Source organism: Myxococcus qinghaiensis (assembly GCF_024198215.1).
Classification (GTDB): Bacteria; Myxococcota; Myxococcia; order Myxococcales; family Myxococcaceae; genus Myxococcus; species Myxococcus qinghaiensis.
This window is the reverse complement of the sequence record NZ_JAKCFA010000016.1, coordinates 241,499-260,791: the sequence shown is the minus strand read 5'-3', so window position 1 is coordinate 260,791 and position 19,293 is coordinate 241,499. Positions and strand designations below refer to the sequence as shown.

The 19,293-nt window shown below is 70.3% G+C and carries 8 protein-coding genes; 1 reads left to right on the top strand and 7 read right to left on the bottom strand.

Annotation, left to right across the window (positions count from 1 at the left end; genetic code table 11):
• The first annotated feature begins 51 nt into the window (after positions 1 to 51).
• Positions 52 to 2,193: a catalase gene (locus tag LZ199_RS28360; RefSeq protein WP_253996899.1), complete on the top strand. Its 2,142-nt coding sequence runs from the start codon at positions 52 to 54 to the stop codon at positions 2,191 to 2,193.
• Between the two features lie 2 nt (positions 2,194 to 2,195).
• Here the strand turns inward: LZ199_RS28360 and LZ199_RS28355 are convergent, their stop codons facing one another.
• The 7 genes from LZ199_RS28355 to LZ199_RS28325 all read right to left on the bottom strand — a co-directional run bounded on the left by LZ199_RS28355 (position 2,196) and on the right by LZ199_RS28325 (position 19,209).
• Positions 2,196 to 3,611 carry a hypothetical protein gene (locus tag LZ199_RS28355; RefSeq protein WP_253996898.1) on the bottom strand — a complete coding sequence of 472 codons (1,416 nt, stop codon included), beginning with the start codon at positions 3,609 to 3,611 and terminating at the stop codon, positions 2,196 to 2,198.
• Between the two features lie 47 nt (positions 3,612 to 3,658).
• Complete coding sequence (gene pbpC, locus LZ199_RS28350; RefSeq protein WP_253996897.1) at positions 3,659 to 5,971, bottom strand: penicillin-binding protein 1C; 2,313 nt, start codon at positions 5,969 to 5,971, stop codon at positions 3,659 to 3,661.
• Positions 5,968 to 11,940, bottom strand: a complete 5,973-nt coding sequence (locus LZ199_RS28345) for an alpha-2-macroglobulin family protein (RefSeq protein ID WP_253996896.1) — start codon at positions 11,938 to 11,940, stop codon at positions 5,968 to 5,970. Before LZ199_RS28345 ends, pbpC begins: the two co-directional genes overlap by 4 nt.
• Before the next feature lie 276 nt (positions 11,941 to 12,216).
• Complete coding sequence (locus LZ199_RS28340) at positions 12,217 to 13,638, bottom strand: serine/threonine protein kinase (RefSeq protein WP_253996895.1); 1,422 nt, start codon at positions 13,636 to 13,638, stop codon at positions 12,217 to 12,219.
• A gap of 75 nt (positions 13,639 to 13,713) precedes the next feature.
• Positions 13,714 to 14,196, bottom strand: a complete 483-nt coding sequence (locus LZ199_RS28335) for a GNAT family N-acetyltransferase (protein WP_253996894.1) — start codon at positions 14,194 to 14,196, stop codon at positions 13,714 to 13,716.
• Between the two features lie 60 nt (positions 14,197 to 14,256).
• Positions 14,257 to 15,216: a hypothetical protein gene (locus LZ199_RS28330; protein WP_253996893.1), complete on the bottom strand. Its 960-nt coding sequence runs from the start codon at positions 15,214 to 15,216 to the stop codon at positions 14,257 to 14,259.
• A 21-nt stretch (positions 15,217 to 15,237) separates the two neighbouring features.
• The gene (locus LZ199_RS28325) at positions 15,238 to 19,209 is read right to left on the bottom strand and encodes an annexin (RefSeq protein ID WP_253996892.1); all 3,972 of its coding nucleotides are present in this window, start codon (positions 19,207 to 19,209) and stop codon (positions 15,238 to 15,240) included.
• Positions 19,210 to 19,293: the final 84 nt, after the last annotated feature.

Genomic DNA, 19,293 nt, shown 5'->3' with positions numbered 1-19,293 from the left:
CGTAGACCGCGAGCGCGCCGCATCCCGGCGCCATTCCCCTGGGAGCTGCTCATGCCGCCGCGAAGGACTCCGTCGAAGCCGACCCCTCCCCCGCCCAGCAAGAACGAACAACTGGAAGCCTACCGCGCACACCAGGAAGACACGGTGCTGACGACGGACCAGGGCATCCGCATCTCCGACACGGACAACTCGCTGAAGGCGGGCCTGCGGGGCCCCACGCTCCTGGAGGACTTCCACTTCCGCGAGAAGATGATGCGCTTCGACCATGAGCGCATCCCGGAGCGCGCCGTCCACGCGCGCGGCGCGGGCGCCCATGGCTACTTCCAGGTCTACGAGTCACTGGAGCGCTACACCCAGGCGCGCTTCCTCACCGACCCGAATCTGCGCACGCCCGTCTTCGTGCGCTTCTCCACCGTGGGTGGCTCGCGGGGCTCCGCGGACACCGTGCGCGACGTGCGCGGCTTCGCCACCAAGTTCTACACGCCCGAGGGCAACTACGACCTGGTGGGCAACAACATGCCCGTCTTCTTCATCCAGGACGGCATCAAGTTCCCCGACTTCGTCCATGCGGTGAAGCCGGAGCCGCACAACGAGATTCCGCAGGCGTCCTCCGCACACGACTCGCTGTGGGACTTCGTCTCGCTCGTCCCGGAGACGGCGCACATGGTGATGTGGCTCATGTCGGACCGGGCCATTCCGCGCAGCTTCCGGCACATGGAAGGCTTTGGCGTCCACACCTTCCGGCTGGTCAACGCCAAGGGCAAGGCCACGCTGGTGAAGTTCCACTGGAAGCCGGTGCTGGGCACGCACTCGCTCGTCTGGGACGAGGCACAGAAGGTGTCAGGCAAGGACCCGGACTTCCACCGCCGGGACTTGTGGGATGCGATTGAGCAGGGGAACTACCCTGAGTACGAGCTGGGCCTCCAGCTGGTCCCCGAGGGCGACGAGCTGAAGTATGGGTTTGACCTGCTGGACGCGACGAAGCTCCTGCCCGAGGAGCAGGTGCCGGTGCTGAAGGTCGGCAAGCTGGTGCTGGACCGCAACCCGGACAACTTCTTCGCGGAGACGGAGCAGGTGGCCTTCTGCGTGGCCAACGTCGTCCCGGGCATCGACTTCACCAACGACCCGCTGCTCCAGGCGCGGCTCTTCTCCTACCTGGACACGCAGCTCACGCGCCTGGGCGGGCCCAACTTCGCGGAGCTGCCCATCAACAAGCCCGTCTGCCCGGTGAACAACCACCAGCAGGACGGCTTCGGACGGCAGACCATCAACACCAGCCGAGCCAACTACCACCCCAACTCCCTTGGCGGCGGCTGCCCGATGCTGGCCAACCCCAAGTCGGCCTTCGTCCACCGGCAGGAGCGCGTGGAGGGGCACAAGATTCGCGAGCGCAGCGGCAGCTTCGGGGACCACTTCAGCCAGGCCACGCTCTTCTTCAACAGCCTGTCGAAGCCGGAGCGCGAGCACCTCATCTCGGCGCTCGAGTTCGAGGTGAGCAAGGTGGAGCGCCCGGAGATTCGCGAGCGCGTGGTGAACCAAGTGCTGGTGAACATCGACCGGCAGATGGCGGAGCGGGTGGCGCGCGCGGTGGGTGTCGCTCCGCCAAAGCCGCCCAAGGCCTCGGAGCTGGTGGCGGGCAAGCCCGCGCCCAAGCTGACGAAGGTGTCCCCGGCACTCAGCATGGAGAACTCGCCGCACGACTCCATCAAGACGCGCAAGGTGGCGGTGCTGGTCGCGGACGGCTTCGCGGGCAGGGAGCTGTCCCAGGTGCGCAAGACACTGGAGGGGCTGGGCGCCCTGGTCGAAATCGTGGGCCCCACGCTCGCCCCCGTCTCCAGCGCGGACGGCGGCGAGGAGACGCCGGTGAAGACGTTCCAGAACACGTCCTCCGTGCTCTTCGACGCCGTCTACGTCCCGGGCGGGGAGAAGAGCGTGGCCACCCTGAAGAAGCTGCCCCTGGCGGTGGACTTCGTGCGGGAGGCGTACGTGCACTGCAAGGCGCTGGCGCTGTCCGGCGCGGCCACCACGCTGCTGGACGCGGCGGGACTGTCCCAGCCCATGGCCAAGGGGCTGGATGACGCGATGGGCGTCGTGCGCAGCGCGAAGAACGAGACGCGGGGCTTCGGGCAGATGTTCGCCAAGGCCATCGCCGCGCACCGCCACTGGGTGCGCGAGGCGCCGCCCCCGGCGTAGCGTCAGCCGGGCGTCCGCCCCACGAAGAGGCCCAGCGCGAAGGCCGCCCCCATGAGGAGCAGCACCAGAATCATGGGGACGCCGCCTCGCGCCGGGGCCCTCGCGGCCGGCGCCGCCAGTCCCGCACCGGCCTGCTCTTCGGGGACGATGAGGCGGACCTTGATGACGGCCTTGACGAGCACGTCCTCCACGTCATGGAGGAAGCGCTCGTACTCCTCGGTCGCCAGCTCCAGGGGCTCGCCGTGGTGGGCCTCGTAGCGCTTCGCCACGCCCTCGAAGCCGCGCAGCTGGGCCTCGCGCTTCGACACGTCCACCCAGCCGCACACGACGGAGGGGCCGGTGCCCTTGCGCGGCACCAGGGAGATGGACTGACGGGCCTGCTTGCCTCCGCCGGTGCTCGGCCCTTCCGGGTCGTCGATGCGCAGCACGCGGTGCGGCCCGCGCCCGTACATCTTCTTCCCCAGGGCGTCGCGAAGCTGCTCCGCGAGCAGCGCGGAGTGGTTGGCGAACATCGTCCGCAGCGCGGGGCCGTCCTCCGCCGCGGCGGCCACCTTGCCGGCGGCGGGCTCCAGAGGACTGAGCCGCACCACGCCCGCGGTGAGGCCTGGCGAGGGAGGCTTCTCGCCCCCCTTCGACAGCCAGCCGGTGCCCTTCGCGGGCGGTGGCGGCTTCGGAGACCCGGGGGCCTTGCCCTTCTCCGGCCGGAGCACGGGAGGCGCGGGCGGGCGCAGCTCCGTGGCGGGAACGGCCGGAGCGCCACTGCCCCGAAGCTCGGTGGCGAAGGGCAACAGGTCCTCGTCGCGACGCTCGCCGGTGGTGAAGAGCTGGTACTCCTCGTCGCCGCCCTTCACCGCCGCCGCGGAGGTGTCCTCGTCGTCGTCATCCATGGCGGAGACGTCGGGCCCCCGTCCTCGCGCGCCCGTGGCTCCACGACTGGCGCCTCGTGCCTCCGTGGCGATGACCTCCTGACCGCGCCCCGAGGGGCCTCGGCCGGTGCCTCGCGCTTCCGTCTGGATGACCTCCTGACCTCGGCCGGTTCCGCGTGCTTCGGTCTGGATGACCTCCTGACCTCTTCCTGCCCCACGCGCTTCGGTGAGGATGACCTCCTGACCTCGGCCGCTCCGGTCGTCCGAGGCGCCCCTGCCGCCTCCGCGCGGCTCAGGAGGACGGGCCGTGGCGGCACGGCCTCCACGGGCCTCCGCGGACTGGCCCTTGCGCACATCGGTGATGATCTCCGCCTGCTCGTCGAGCGGGCCGATGCGCGTCTCGGAAGGAGCTGGCTCCGGTGGCGCCAGGCGTGTCTCCTCCGGGCGATAGGCAGCGGGGATGTCCCGCGTCGCGTCCTCATCCTCCTCGGGCGCGATACGCGTCTCCTCGCTCCGGCCGGGCCCGCTGCCCCGCCTCTGTCCGTTCGCCATGGCCACTCCTCGTCCCGCCGAGGATAGCCCGGCCCGTGCCCGTTGGGTCAGCGCACGAGGCGAACCCGCAGCGTCCTGGCATCCGAGCGGCCCCGGTCATCCACCGCCCGTACCACGTACGTCCCTGGTTTCGCGTCCCACTGGAGCGGCTCCCCCCGCGAGGCCGTGCCCACGAGCTGCTCGTCCACGAACCAGAACACCCGCCGCACGTCCGCATCCGTCACCGCCGACAGCGGCACCGCGCGCGAGGACTCCGACGAGGCCCGCAGGTTGTAGTCCACGCCTTCCTCTGGCGTGGTGATACGCGGCGCGGTGCCCGTGCTGGCGCTGTGCTCCAGGCCGCAGTCCTCCCCCTCCGGAGGCGGCACCCGCCGTGGCAGCCCCGCCTTCTGGAACAGGCGCAGCAGGTCCGACGGCCAGAACTCGAACACCTCCGCGCGGCTGGAGGGCCCCGGCCCACACGCCCGCAGGCCCGTGCGAGTGTCCACCCACACCTCGCGGTGCACATCGCACGTGTGGATGGGCGAGGTGCCCGGAATGAACCACGTGTCCACCTTGCGCGAGCAGTGCGGCCCCGGCAGCCCACCGGACAGCGCGCACACGCGCACGCGGCTGACGCCCGGGGGCGCCGTCTGGCGCACGCGACGCACGTCCGGGTCGCGCGAGCGCACCGAGTCCACCAGCTCGAACATCAGCGGCGCGGCGGCCGTCTGCCCCACGAACGCCGGGTTGGGCTGGCCATCGAAGTTCCCCACCCACACCGCCACGACATAGGGGCCCACCACGCCCACGCTCCACGCGTCCCGGAAGCCGGTGGACGTCCCCGTCTTCCACGCCACCGTCACCGTGTCGCGCGTCCACTCGGAGCGAAAGGACTGCGAGGGACGGCTCGCCGTGGCCAGCGACTCCAGCACCAGGAAGCTGGCCTCCGGGCTCAACAGCTTCACGCCCTCCTCCACGGGGGCATCCACCGTCCAGCGCAGCGGGCGCAGATGTCCCCCGTGGCCCAGCATCGCGTACAGCTCCACCAGCTCCGACATGGTGACTTCTGCGGAGCCCAGCGCCAGCGAGAGGCCATAGTGAGCCTCGTCGCGAAGGTCCGTCACGCCCGCCTTGCGCAGGAAGCCATGCAGGCCGGGTGCGCGCAGCTGCTTCGTCAGCGCCACCGCCGGCACGTTGCGGCTGCGCACCAGCGCCTCCACCGCCGGGAGCGGGCCCGCGAACTCCCCGTCGAAGTTCTCCGGGTCATACCCCCGGAAGCCCAGCGGCGAGTCCTTCAACATGGTGCGCGGGTGCAGCAGGCCCTCGTCGAAGCCCAGCCCATAGATGAACGGCTTGAGCGCGGAGCCCGGCGAGCGCTTCGCGTGTGTGCCGTCCACCTGTCCGTCGATGCGCGCATCGAAGAAGTCCGCCGAGCCCACCGCCGCGCGCACCTCCATCGTCCGCCAGTCCACCAGCATCGCCACCGCGTTGCGAATGCCCACGTCCCGGCGCCGCTCCACGTACTGCCGGACGTGGCGCTCCAGCAGCCGTTGCAGCGGCAAGTCCAGCGTGCTCGTCAGGCTCGCGCCCACGGGAGCCCGCCGCAGCACGCTGCCCACGAAGTGCGGCGCGAGGAAGGGCAGGTCCTCCGGCTGGTGCACCGGGAGCGGCTGGGCCAGGAGCGGCCGGCGCTCCGCGTCCTCGGGGTGTTGCACCCGCCAGCGCTCGAAGAGGCGCAGCCGCGCCGCGGTCAGCGCCCCCGCGTCCCGGCCCGGGTCCCTGCGCGCCGGGCTCTGCGGAATGACAGCCAGGGTGAGCGACTCGCCCAGCGTCAGCCGCGCCACGTCCCGGCCGAAGTAGACGAGGCTGGCCGCGCCCACGCCCTCCACGTTGCGGCCGTAGGGCGCGAGGTTGAGATACGCCTCCAGGAGCTCGTCCTTCGAGTAGGTGCACTCCAGTTGCAGCGCCCGCAGCATCTGCCGGAGCTTGCCGCCGGGCGTGCGCGACTCGATGCCGTAGCGGATGCGCGCCAGCTGCATGGTGAGCGTGGAGCCGCCCATGCGCCGCCCGCCCGTCAGGTACGTACTCCACACCGCGCGCCCCAGGGCCACGGGGTTGATGCCCGGGTGCGCGCGGAAGTGCTGGTCCTCGTGGAGCAGCGTCGCCTCCACCAGGGTGGCGGGGATGCGCTCCAACGGCACCCACAGCCGGTACTTCTCGTCCGGGGACAGGGTGAGGCGCAACAGCCGACCCTCGTGGTCGAACACCGCCTGCGAGAAGCCCAGCCCCTCGCGCAGTGGCGGCCGGGGCACCGCGACGTACAGCGCCGCGAGCCCCAACAGCACCACCAGCACCTTGCGCCACCCCCGTCGAATCACGGCGCCGTCACCGTCACCTGCGACGCCACCGAGCGAGCGCGGACGCTCCGGTCATACATGCCCTCGGCGAAGGCCGGAGGCATCACGAAGCGGCCCGAGTTGGTCGCCTTGATGCGGTAGATGAACTCCGTGACGGTGGTGCCCGCCGTGCCGTAGAGCACCACCCGGTCCTCGCGCACGTCCACGTACTCGGGGCTGAAGCTGGAGCGGTCGCTGCCCACTGGAGGCAGCCACCCACCGGCCACGGGCGCGGGCTCCGGCTCCCGGTAGGAGTTGTCCGGCGGCTCGTCGTCGGCCCCGCCCTCGTAGGACTCGTCCCCTTCGGAGGAGCTGTCGCCCTCGCTGTACTCGGAGTCGCTCTCCGGCTCGGACTCCGGCTCCGGCTCCGGCTCGGGAGGCGCGGGACGCTCCAGCACCACCTCGAAGCCGCCCGGCAGCAGGTCGGTGATGGCGACGTGGGACGTGTTGCCCTGCAGCCCGCGAAGCTTGAGGTGCACCTCCACCTCGCCGCCCAGCGGGACGTCCGTCACCACCTTGCCGTCCAGGCTCCTCAGCTCGCGCTGCACCTCCAGTCGCTCGATGATGGGCACGGTGGGCACCTGCGTGTCGTAGCCCGCCTGCGTCACCTGGAAGAACAGCGGCGCGTTTGCCCCTCTCTTCACCCGGACGGCGGTGGCCTGCTCGGAGAAGGCGACCTTGGGGAAGAGGCCCTCCGGCACCGTCAGCGGACGCATGCTGTCCGCCACCTTCTCCAGCAACGCCACGCCCGCGCGAGACGGCGTGCCCTGCTCGCCCAGCGCGTTCGCGTAGGCCTCCAGGCCGAGGATGGCGTAAGCGGAGGACAGCGTGTTGAAGCGCTCCTCGGCGAGCGGCTTCGCCAGCGCCACCAGCATCTCCCCGGTGATGCTGGAGAGCCGCTCGGGGAAGTGACGCGAGAGCAGGTAGAGCACCTGCGCGTCGTAGACGAGCCCGTCGTAGAGCGCCGCGTAGTCGGCCACCTGCTCTTCGCCGATGCGCACCTTCTTCATCGCGCGCGTGGCCTCCTTGTCCTGCTTGAGCAGCTTGTACGTCGCGCCGACGTACGCCGCCGTCAGGTCCACCGGCCACTCCTCCGCGACGTTCTCGTCCAGCCACTCGCGAAGGACGGTCACCGCCGAGCCCGGCACCTGGCCGTTGCGGGTGAGCACGTACTGCGCATAGGCCACGTTGCGCGCCTGCGTGAGGTCCCGCGGCTCGCGCGACGCCAGAATGGCCAGCCAGGTGAGGCCCCGGTTCAGCATGTCCGTCGGCACCGCGAAGCCGCGCTCCTTCGCCTCGGTGAGGAAGTGCAGCGCGTAGATGCTCGGCAGCACGGGCGCATACGAGTTGGCCGCCCAAAGGCCGAAGGCGCCCTCGTCGTTCTGCCGGGTGCGCAGCGTGTGGATGACCGCGGCGAAGCTGGCGTCGGCAACCTGCGGCCCCTGCCCCAGCAGCTCACGGCGGCCCTTGAGCGTCACGGCCGGGAAGGCCCGGCTGACGAGCTGCTCGGTGCAGCCATAGGGGTACTTCTCCAGGTACGCGGACAGGCCGCGCGCCAGGCCCAGCGGCATCGGCGACGCGCTCACCTCCAGCGTGCGGAAGGCGCCGTGCATCTTCCGGGACACCGCGAGGTCCACCTCGCCATCCTTCACGTAGCCGCCCTTCACGGACGTCAGGAAGGGCACGGCGGGACGGACGCTCAGGTCCACGGACTGACGCGCCTTCTCCTTGCCCAGCGACGCGGTGAAGGCCAGCGTCCCAGAGCCGAGGACGGACTTCGCGCGCACCCGGAAGGTGGTGCTCCCCTCGCGGCCCTCGTCGATTTTCAGCGTGCGCCGGGCCTCGTCCAGCACTTCCAGGTGCTCGGAGGTCTTCAGCTCCAGCGTCACGTCGCTCCCCTTGCCCGCACCCTCCACGCTGTTGGCCACCGCCACGCCCACGTTGAACTCGTCTCCGGGAGCCACGAAGGTGGGCACGCTCGGGGTGATGACGAAGGGCCCTCGGATGACCGCGCGGCGAGTCGAGGCGCCCACGGACTCCTCGCCCACGGCGACCGCCATCACCCGCAGCTCCCCGTTGAAGCTGTCCGGCACGGGATAGACGAGCTCGCGCTCCGTCTCGTCGATGTCGACGATGCCGGACCAGTACGCCACCGGCTTGTCCCGCTTGCGCTTGAAGGGGTTGAGGTTCTTGCCGATGGCGGCCATGCCCTCGTCGTCGCCGCCCATGGAGGACACGGCCTTCGACACGGAGAACTCCGGCAGCAGCAGGTCCAGAATCTGCCCCGTGCGCACCTCCAGCGCGCGCTTCTTGAAGAAGTGCGACAGCGGGTCCGGCGTCGAGTAGCTCGCCACCTGGAGGATGCCCTCGTCCACCGCGTACACGACGGCGCGGCCCGGCTTGTTGCCCCTGTAGCGGATGCGGTACGGCTCTCCGGGACGCGCCTTCTCCGGGCTCGTCAGCGTCACCTGCAGGACGCGGCTGTCCTTGCTCACGGAGAACGGCACCACGCCGTAGCTCAGCGGGCTCATGAAGATCTCCTGCGAGTCCATGGCGCGCACGAACGTCACGTTGACGTACCCGTTGCCCTCCAGGCCCGGTGGCAGGCGAATCTTCTGCACCGTGCTGGTGGCGTCCGCCTTGAACCAGGCCCACGCGTGGACGCGCTCGCGCTCCAGGGTGATGAGGCCCGCGCCGGTGTAGGGTGCCTTGATGTTCAGCTCGATTTCGTCGCCAGGCGCGTAGTCCTGGCGGGCGAGCTTCACCTCCAGCTCCGCGTTCTTCTCCAGCGTGCGCGTGAGGTTGGCGTGGCCCGCCACGGTGTAGTCCACGCGGCTGAGCTCCGTGCCCTCCGCGTCCTTCACCACCACCACGAAGTCGCCGGGCTGCTCCGTGGACAGCGCGTACTTGAAGCCCGCCTCGCTGATGGCCAGCTCCCGCGTGCGCACCACGGTGTCGCGGCGCGCGGACTGGTAGGCGTACGTGCCATTGGGCTGCTGCGTGAGGACGGACACCCAGCGTCGCTCGACGAGCTCCGCCTTGAGCCCCTGCACGGCCTTCTTCTTCAGCGTCGGGTCCACGGCGATGAAGTCCACCGAGCGCGCCGAGCCCTGGCTCAGGTAGGTCAACCCACCATCCGGCTTGAAGCCGACGAGGTACGGCAGGGGCGACACCAGGATGGAAGCCTCCGAGGACACGCCCCGTCCACCCTCCGCCTCGTAACCCTCCGCGAGCAGCGACACGCGCCACGTCGCCTTCTCGAACTTCTCCAGCCCCAGCTCCAGCTCCACCTCACCCTCTTCGTCGGTGGTGGAGTCCTCCAGGCGCTCGCTGAACGTGCGCGTCGCCATCATCGGGTCGTGGAAGGTGTAGCCGGGGTGCTGACGGAAGCTGGGGTACACCGGGCTGAAGGACAGCTCCGCGGACACGCGCCGGTCCGCCGCGGCGATGCCAAAGAGGTTCTTCAAACTCACCTTCCCCTTGAGGCCCTCGGGCGGCACCCAGCCTTCGAGCCGGTCGGTGTCGAAGCGCGTGGTGATGCGCATCCGGTCCGGCAGGAACTCCTCCACGCGCACCTGCGTGGAGCCGAGCAGGCTGCCTCGCAGCCCGTCCTTCACCACGTACAGGTTCACCGCGTAGTGACCCGTGGGGGACGTCTCCTCCGTCATGTACTGGAGCGCCTCCAGGCCGGTGGCGGAGAGGGAGAGCTTCTGCTTGTGCACCTCCAGGCCGCGCGGGTCCGTGACGGTCGCCTCCAGCGGCACGCCCGTGGGCGGCTGGCTCCAGTCGGACGGCTTCACCACCATGGCGACGTGGAAGGTGTCACCAGGGCGGTAGAGGCCCCGGTCCGAGAAGAGGAAGGCCGTCAGACGCTCCGGCGTGGAGCCGCTCGTCACGCCGCCCACGTCGAAGCGGCTGAAGTTGAGCTGCCGGTCCGAGCGATTGAAGGGCAGGAAGGCGAAGTCCTCGCCCTTGCGCGCCAGGTACGCGATGGGCGTCTGCTCGCGCGTGAAGTCGGTCAGCTTGGGGAAGGCCACGTGGCCGTCCGCGTCCGTGGTGGCGCTGAGCACCGGCAGGCCGTTCTTGCCGAGCACGCTCACCGTGACGCCTTCCGCGGGGATGCCCTCGCCCAGCGACTGCACGAAGACGTCATGCGAGCCGTCCGCGCTGTCCTTCACCACCAGCCCCAGGTCCGTCACCAGGAGGAGCCGCGAGTCCTCCTTGCCTGTCGTCCGCTTGTACGTCGGGTCCCAGCTCTGCACCTTGAAGAAGAACAGGCCGCGACGCGCGGACGGGCTGTTCGCGGGGGTGAGGTACTCCGTCAAGTCGAAGGCGGCGTACTGCGCCTTGCCCCGGCCCACGCCCTCCAGCGGGCGCACCACGGAGAAGCTCTCCGTGACGTTCTCCTGGTTGAAGCGGTAGTTGCTGAAGCTGGGGTGCGCGAAGCGGCCCTCCGTCTGGCTCACCAGGTGGTTGAGCTGGTCCGGCAGCACACGACCGAGTTCGAAGCGCAGCGCCTGGACGTCACGTGAGAGGACGGTGACCTTCTTCTCGCCCGCGAGGCTCAGCAGGGCGCCCTCGTGGAGGATGCTCACCTCCTCGGGGAAGCGGGGCACGGACTCGGTGCTGTTGAACTCCGCGGCCAGCACATAGCCACCGGCGGAGAGGGTGCCCTTCTTGAGCCGGATGTAGAGGTAGCGACCCACGTCCGCGCGGATGCGGAAGCTGTGCAGCGTGGCGTGCTCCTTGTCGGTGGGCACCGGGTCCAGCGCCAGCTTCTCCGCCTTCGCGAGCAGCTCGTCGCCGATGACTCGCGCATCGCCCCAGGAATGATTGGGGCTTGCGGCCTCCTCCCGGGTGGCGGGCTTGTCCTTGGGCAGCACCCAGACCTGGAGGTTCTTTCGCAGCTCCGCCTCGGTGACGCCCGTCGTCAAGTTGACGATGAGCACCTGCTCGGGCTCGTAGCGGTCATTGCGCACCAGCGACACGTTTGTGCCCGACACGCGGAAGTAGCTGAACATGCCGGGGATGGTGACCCGCCGCTCCTGTATCCCTTCGGTCCCCCTGCCTCCCCGCGCGGCCTGGACGTCGGGCGCCATCCGAAACACCATGGCGGCCTCCTTGTCGGGGATGGGGATGAGGTCCGACTGGATGTAGGCCTGTCCCTTCAGCTTGTCGTAGGTGACGTTGAACTTGTGCTCTGGCGAGCGCGAGCCCAGCAGGCCGTCCTTGGGCACATCGAAGCGCAGCGAGAGGTTGCGCACGAGCGAGGCCGGGTCCACCGGGTGCGAGAAGCCCAGCGTGGCCACGACGCGCTTCTCCTTCGGATTGCGCGGGTCCTCGTAGAACTCCAGGTTGTTGATGGACGCGGTGAAGGGCTGCGACTGGAACGTCGTCTCGTAGGACTCCAGCAGGATGTGCTCGGGGAAGAGCGAGCGGTCCAGCGTGACGCGGTACTCCTGCCCCACGCCCCAGTCCGCACCGGGGACGAAGGAGAGCGTCCGGTCATTGGACCAGCGCCACGTGCCAGGGTGCTCGGGCTTGAGGGTGATGCCCGCCGTCACCGGCTTGCCAATGGCGTCCAGCGGGGCCACCGAGCCGGTGAACCGCACGTGCACCGAATCCCACCGAGGCGTGCCGTCGTCGAGCGGCGTCAGCGAGGGAGACGTGGCGCTGAGCGAGTAGCGCACCGGCTGCGGCCGGCTCTGATACCAGCGCCAGGTGGCATCCGCCCCGACGACGAGCAGACACAGGGCGACCACCGACAGGGCGATTCGCTTGGGATTGCGGCGAGCCCACCCGAACAAGGCGCGCGCGAAGCGGGCGAGGGCGTGGCCCAGCGCGACGGCCCAGGAGGGAGGCGTCCAGCGAAGCTCACCGAAGAGGTGGCGAGCGATGCGGCGAGCGAGCCGAGGTCTCGGCGGGGTGGGTTCGGATTCGTTTGAGGACATGGGGTGTCGTGCGGCGGCGGGAGCCAGCCCGACGAGAGAGCAAGCACGGGGCCACCGCGTCGCGATGTAAGCACGACGACCGGGTGGAACTGAAACCGGGGGACTGTGTATCGATGACCGCGCGTCCCGTGCGCGGGGAGCCACGCGTCAGCGCCCACGCGCGGCTGGCTGGCCGCTCACCCGAGACGAAAATGACTCAGGAGGGAGGGCCTCTGGCCGCACGGGCTCGCAAGGCGTCTAGGCGTCGCGTCTGGGGCCCCGCGGAGGCTGCCCGATTCAGCGCGAGCCGGATTCACCAGACCAGGGCGTGCGGAAGTTCCGGTGGGTGCCCGTACCTGGAGGCATCGCGGGCTGGGCAGGCGGTGCGGCCTGGGTAGGGCGACCCCAGTCGGGAGAGTCGGTGACCATCACCGCGCTGCCGCCCTGGGCCATCACGAATCGCAGCACGCCCAGGAGCATGCCCGTCGCGGACAGCGCGGCGAGCGCCCAGCGCAACTTCCTCCGGCGCGCCGACAGACGCGGGGCCTTCGTATCCTCGTGCATGGCCTCGGTGGCGGACGACGGCGGCACTTGCGCGACCTCGGCGGCCTCACCAGCGACGGGCACGGAAGCGCCATCAACGGCCGCCTCTTCGAGAGGCCTGCCCCGCGCATCACGCAGGGCACCTGCTTCCGCACCGACGCCTGTCGCTGCTGTTTCCGTAACGGCCTCTACACGTGGAAGCGCCCCGCCCCGACCTTCACCCGACGCCTTCGCGCCTTCGTCCGGAGCAGCCGAAGCGACCCGCGAGGAGCGCCCGGCGGCCAGTGCCTCGACCGAAGCCCGCAGAGCGGAGAGCGCCTCCACCGCCGATGCGAACCGCCCCGAGCGCTTCGGCGCGAGCAGCCTGCCCAGGAACACGCGCAGCGGCTCGGAGACCTGGAGGTGCTGCTCGAACGACAGCACCAGTCCCTCGTCGACGAGGTCCGCGGGCTCGCGTCCACTCAGCGCATGGACCAGCGTCGCGCCCAGCGCATAGAGGTCGCTGGAGGGCTCCACCGTGCCGCCGAGCTGCTCGGGCGGCATGTACCCGAACGTCCCCACCAGCGTGGACCCGTGCGTCACATCGCGCGCCAGGTGGCGAGCCGCGCCGAAGTCCACCAGCGCCACACGGCCATCCGGCTTGAGGATGAGGTTCGCCGGCTTCACGTCCCGGTGCACCAGCGCGGGCGTACGCCGGTGCAGCGCCGAGAGCGTCTGGAGCACCTGCTCCGCCAGCGTCCACGCCTCCGCCTCGTCCAGCCGGCTGCGTGAGATTCGCTCGAGCAGCGTCTCCCCTTCGAGCAGCTCCTGCGCGAGATAGAGGCGCGTCCCCACCCCGCTGCCCTCCTTGAAGCTCGCGACGAAGCGCGGGATGTCCGGGTGCTCCAGCGACCGCAGCACGGCGGCCTCACGCTCGAAGGCGTCGAGCTGCTCCACCCCAGGAACCAACGCGAACAGCAATTCCTTGAGAGCGACACGCGTCCCCTGCCCATCCACCGCCAGGTACACGCGACCATGCGGAGACTGCGAGATGAGCCGCAGGACGCGATACCCACCCGGCGCCATGGCCGCGCCGCAATGGCCGCAGCGAGCCCCCTCCAACGCGGCCTCGCAGACGACGCACGCCGGCGCCGCCTCGTCCTCGTGCCGCGCCGCAACGGCCTGAACGCGCTCCACTCCACACCTCCCGCGAAGACTCCAGTCTACGGAGTCCTCCGAGACGAATGCGAACCGTGGGCCAACCGCGCTCCACTACGTCCGGCTGTACACGTCCGGGTCATGCCGCTCCATGAACCGGTCCGGGCTCTTCAGGGGCGTGAAGCCATACTGGGCATACAGTCCATGGGCATCCCGCGTGGCCAGCAGGAAGCGCCGCAGCCCCTGGAGGTCCGGATGGGCGAAGACGGCCTCCATCAGCCACTTGCCCAGGCCCTTGCCCTGCTGCGTCTCCAGGATGAACACGTCACAGAGATAGGCGAACGACATCCGGTCCGTGACGACGCGCGCGTAGCCCACCTGTGCGCCGTCCGCGGCATACACACCGAAGACGAGCGAGTGACGCAGGGCCTTCTCCACCAGCGCGCGAGAGATGCCCGGGCTCCAGTACGAGCGCGTCAGGTAGCCATGCACCACGTCCAGGTCGATGCGGGCAGCGTCGTCGGAGATGACGAAACCGTCCGTGCCATGAACCCCATACACATCCGACACGGCGGGAGGCACTGCGGGCTGGGTCATGCGAGTCATGTTTCCCAGCCCGAGGCAGCCACGCAAGCCCGGAATGCGGAAGCGCCGGGCTCAGCGCTTCGACACGCCCGCTTCCCGGGCCTCCACGGCCTTCACCCAGTCGGGCTTCACCGGCGTCGGGCGGTAGTCCTTGTCCAGCCGGACCTCCTTGCCCATTTCAAGGGTCCAGCACTCCAGCTCGCGCAGCCACAGCTCGTGCAGATGCGCGCGCGCCCGCTCCGGCTCCATGAAGACATACGCCACGCGCGTCAGCGGCTGCCCGGGGCCCACCGCGCCATCCAGGCGCAGCGAGCACGCATCCAGCATCTCGCTGGCGGACACGTCGCGGCCGTGGATGACCATGCGCAGCAGCTGGTCCTTCGGCTCGTAGAAGCCGTCGAGCCTGTGCTTGCGCGCGTACCCCGAGCGGATGACGCCACCCTCCGCGTTGGCGCCCATGCGAGCGTGGCCAGGCTTCGCCTGCTCGAGCGCGGTGGCCGGGTCCGCCTCCAGGTCATGGAACTGGACCAGGGAGACGTCGTCCGGTCCCTTCAACAGGCGCCACGGCCCGAACTCCAGCCACCGACGCGACACCAGCCGCGCGTGGCCCTGCCCGCGAAACGCGCAGCCCCAGCCGTGCGGGTAGTGCAGGTCATCCAGGATGGGCGCGGCGTACGCCTTGCCGTCGACCTTCCAGTCCGAATACAGGCTGGCGAACGACGCCAGGAAGAAGGGCAGCGGCGCCAGCTCCGCGAGCACCTGCCGCGCGTCCCTCGCATGAGGCCCCGCGATGAGCGCCACGGGAGACTCGACGAGGAGGAAGTTCCAGGAGTCGCCCGCCCAGACGGCCTTCGCGCGCCGCCGGGCCTTCAGCATGCGCGTCTCCAGCCAGTCCGCGCCGGGCGCCTGGTCCGTGAAGTCCACCGAGAGCGCGCTCGGGGACGTCTTCGGAAGGAGTCGGCTGACCATCGCCCGCACCAGGACTGGCAGGTCAGGACCCGACAGCCCCACCTTCATCTCCGTCTCCAACACCCTGAGACCTCCTGGCCCCCGCTACTTCGTGATGCCGAGGGTCTTCTCGAGCTCCGCCTGACTCTGGTTGAGGATACCCCGGTTGTTGGCGTCAATCACCAGCGTCGTCCCGTCGGCCTTGAAGACCTCCACCTTGAGGTACTGGCCACCGGAGCCGTCGAACATGTCGTGCAGGAACTTGGAGTTGGCGACCACGCCGCGCGGGTCCACGAAGGTCTCCACGACCTGTTCAATCGGCGTGTCCGTCCCGTCGAGCGTCTTGCCGTAGAGCTTCACCAAATCCATCAACTGGTCGTGCTCGCGCTCACCGAACCTGGTGGAGACGTTCTTCAGCTCGCGCACCGTGCCCGGCTCCAGCACGTCGATGCGACGGTCACCCGTGAAGGTGATGCCCAGGTCGGCCGCCGCCTGCTTGCTGACGCTGACCTCCGTGACGCCCTTGCGCGTGCTCTCGAAGGTGGACTGATACCAGCGCTGGGCGAGCGCGCCCTTGTCCGCGGGCCCCAGCTCCCGGGTGATGCGCAGCATCTCCGTGTGGCTGGCGGCGACCAGCGCCTGCTCGGGATTCTGGGTGACCTTGAGCGCCTCCGCGTAGGCGGGCGTGGCGCGCAGCCGGGCCGGGTCCGTCATCCGCGAGAGGAGCTGGTCGGAGTACTGGTCCTTCAGCTCGTGGCGCACGGTGCCGAACGACAGCCCTCCGGGCGACTCGCGCAGCATGCCGACGAGCTCCTGCTTGTCCTTGATGAGGCCCTCGGCCTCCAGCGACTTCACCCACGCGCCGAACGGCGACTTCGGGTTGTTGCCGCCCAGCGCGTCGAACGCCTCCTCGCGCGTGACGCCGGCGGGGAACTTGGGCTCGATGTAGCCGAGGGGCGCGTCGGTGAAATCCCCGAAGACGCCTTCGGCCTCCCTGCCGGACGGCTCGTACAGCTTCCGGGGCCCGCTCTCCACGGAGTTGCGCTGGAGGTAGAGCTGGCCGTTCTCGTTCTCCACCCAGAAGTGGTCCTTCGGCAGCCCCTCGGCCTCCGTCGTGGGATAGCCGCGATTGAGCGCCTCCGTCTTCCCCTTGCTGAGCTGCTCCGCCGCGACGTAGCCCCGCGCCGGGGCCAGCGAGCCCACCTGCGCCGCGTGGGTGTCCAGCTGCGAGCGCAGGTCCGCGATTTCGCGCTCCATCACCTCGCGCTGCGCCGCCGTCGGTGCCTGGCCGCTGCCGTTGAGCTTCTGCAGCCGCGTGTCGATGCGCTGCTGCACGGCCTCCAGGTCCTTGATGATGGCGTTGAGCTTCTTCACCTCGAGCTGGGACTCGAAGCCCTGGGTGCCGTAGCCCGGCTGCCCGGTGAGCGCCTGATTCACGCGGTCCTTGAGCTGACGGACCTGCCCGAGCGGCCCCTCGTACTTCTGGAGCGTGCGGGCCGTCTCCATGTGCGCCTGGATTTGCGCGGGCGTGGCGTTGGGGCCCGCCTCGATTCGCACCCGCCCCTCGCCGTAGCGCACGTGCACGGTGCCGCCGTCCAGCGCCGGGTTCGTCAGCACCGGCACCTCGCGCGGAGTCGTCAGGCGGGAGGCGCCCTGCATCACCCCGTCCATGGCCACGCCGCCGCCCGCGCCGAACACGGTTCCCACCGTGCCGTCCACCACCGCGCGCTGGCCCACCTGCTGGAGGCCCGGGAGCAGGCCGTTCTTCCACGTCTCGCTCTGGAGGGACTGGTCCGTCGCGCCGCCCAGCGCGCCACCGACGCCGCCTTCCCAGGCGCCCTGGATGGCCGTGCTGCGCAGCCGCTGTCCCACGGTCTGCTTCGCGACCTGCTCGACAGTCTCCGTGGCCGCCGTGGCGCCCGCGCCGCCCAGGCCCTTGGGCAGGGGGATGACGACGGTGCCGCCCTCCACCGCGCCCACCACCGCCTGCTGCGCGACACCGTCCATGCCCAGCGAGTCGCCCTTGAAGTACGCCTGCGTGGCCACGCGCGTCGTCGCGCCCAGCGCCGCGTAGCCCGCGATGGCCAGCGGCGTCGCCGCGCCTCCCGTGGCCACCACCGCCGCCGTCGTCACCACCGCGACGGCCGCCGTGGCCGCCATGTCCGCGGTGCTGTCCTTCGTCTCCTGCAGGTCCTTGACGTCGTCCGTGGCGTACGTGGTGCGCCGCTGCGCCGCCGCCGTGTCACCCGTGGAGATGGCCGTCTCCGCCGCCGTCAGGTTGCGCTCCAGGCGCTCCGAGTCCGACTCGCCCTTGGTGACGTTCTGGAGGGTGTCGATGATGCCCAGGCCGCCGCTCTGCTCGAACTGCTGCTGCGCCCGCAGGCGGTCCACCTGCTGCTTCGCCGCGTCCGGCGCCTTGGGGTCGATGGCCCCCAGGTCATACATCTGGTCGACAATCTCGAACTTGTCGCGCCCGCCCAGCTCCGACGTCAGGTCCGAGCGCAAGTCCCGCTTGTAGAGGTCGCGGTACGCGGCGGTGATGTCATTGATTTGCGTCTTGGACTTGTCGCCCAGCACCTCGCGCAGCGCCGCTTCGTCCGTGCCCGCGCCGTCCATGGCGCGGTGGAGCTGCTCGGCCGCCGCCTGGGCCTGGCCCAGCGTGTCGTTGGCCGCGGGCGGGTTGAGGTAGCGCAGGCCCACCTGCGTGTCCGCGCCGCCCCAGCCCTTGACCTCGGACTCCAGCGAGCGGCCCGTCTGCTTCTGGAACTCCGCCTTGAGGGCGGGCATGTCCTCCGGCTTCGTGCTCTTCAGCACGTCGAGGATGGCGCTCTCGTCCGCGCCGAACCAGCCCTGCGTCGCGCTGTTGATTTGCGCGGCGCTCGCGGCGGCCGGGTTGTCCTCCATCAATCCCCGGGCGCGCGCGTAGTCCTCCTTCGACAACTTGCCGCGCAGCTCCGACTGGAGCGCCGCGTCCGCGAGGAGGACCTTCTTCTGCTCCGGAGGCAGGTTCTTCAGCGTGTCGAAGACCTTGTCGCTGTCCGCGCCGAAGAAGCCCTGGAGCGCGTCATGCACCTTGGAGCGCGCCGCGCCCGCCTCCAGCTGCGTCACCTGCTCCGGCGTCGAGGCGCGGGTGGTGTCCAGCAGGCTGTTGAGCTGCGTGCGCTGGGCGGCGTCCAGGCGGGGGCCCAGCGCCTGCTTCATGAACTCCTCGGGCGTGGCGGCCCGGAGGTTCGGATGGTCCTTGCCGTACATCTGCTGGAAGGAGCGGGCAATCGCCTGACGCTCCGTGGGGGAGGCGTCGCGCAGCGTGTTGACGATGGCGTCCTTGTCCCCGAAGAAGCCCGTCTGCTCCTGGATGGCCGCCGCGCTCGCATTGCCCTTGTTGCCGGACAGGATGTTGTTGACGCGAGTGAGCTCGTCACCGCCCAGTTCCTTGCGCAGGACGGAGTCCAGGTCCTCCTTGTAGTGCTCCCGGAAGGACTGGCGGATGAGCGCGATGTCCCCTGGCGTGCGCTTGTCCAACGTCTTGAAGATGGCGGCCTCGTCCGTGCCCCAGCCGGTGAGGCCCCCCTTCGTCGCGCGGTACAGCTCCGTGGCGTCCTTGGCTGCCTGCTCCCGGGTGTAGCCCGGCGTGACGCCCGGAGGGCCCGCGGGCGTCTGCCGCTGCGCGGGCACCTGGGGGGTATTGGCCGGAACGAAGGAGCTGGCGTGGGTGGCCCGGTTGCCCGCATTGCGCGCGGACGTCGCGGCCTGCTGGGCGAACGTCGTGGCCTGCTTCACGGCCTGCTCCGCGCGCGTCAGCTCCGCCTTGGGCGCGTTCTTCTTCTTCGCCTCCGCGAGCGCCGCCTGCGCCAACTTCAGGGCCTCTTGCGCTTGCCTGGCTGCTGCTTCCGCGCGGGCCTGGGCCTGGGCCGCCTGTGCTGCTTGAGCCCGGGCCGCTTCCGCCGCCGCGCGGGCCGCCGCTTCCGCCGCCAGCTGCGCGGCGCGAGCCGCACGCTCAGCCGCTGCCGCCGCGCTCGAGGCGCCTGAATCCCCTGTACCCGTGGCCCGAGTGGAACCGCCCTCGTTGACTCGCATGCCCCCGACTCCGCGAAAGTCCGCCACGGCGGACATGGACCTACACGAGTCCAGCCCGCAGTGCGGCTTCACTCGTCCTACGAT

Bases quoted from the DNA above. Each gene is read 5' to 3' on its own strand.
- LZ199_RS28355 (WP_253996898.1), bottom strand. From the start codon at position 3,611: ATGGCGAACGGACAGAGGCGGGGCAGCGGGCCCGGCCGGAGCGAGGAG.
- LZ199_RS28325 (WP_253996892.1), bottom strand. From the start codon at position 19,209: ATGCGAGTCAACGAGGGCGGTTCCACTCGGGCCACGGGTACAGGGGAT.
- LZ199_RS28345 (WP_253996896.1), bottom strand. From the start codon at position 11,940: ATGTCCTCAAACGAATCCGAACCCACCCCGCCGAGACCTCGGCTCGCT.
- LZ199_RS28360 (WP_253996899.1), top strand. From the start codon at position 52: ATGCCGCCGCGAAGGACTCCGTCGAAGCCGACCCCTCCCCCGCCCAGC.
- LZ199_RS28335 (WP_253996894.1), bottom strand. From the start codon at position 14,196: ATGACCCAGCCCGCAGTGCCTCCCGCCGTGTCGGATGTGTATGGGGTT.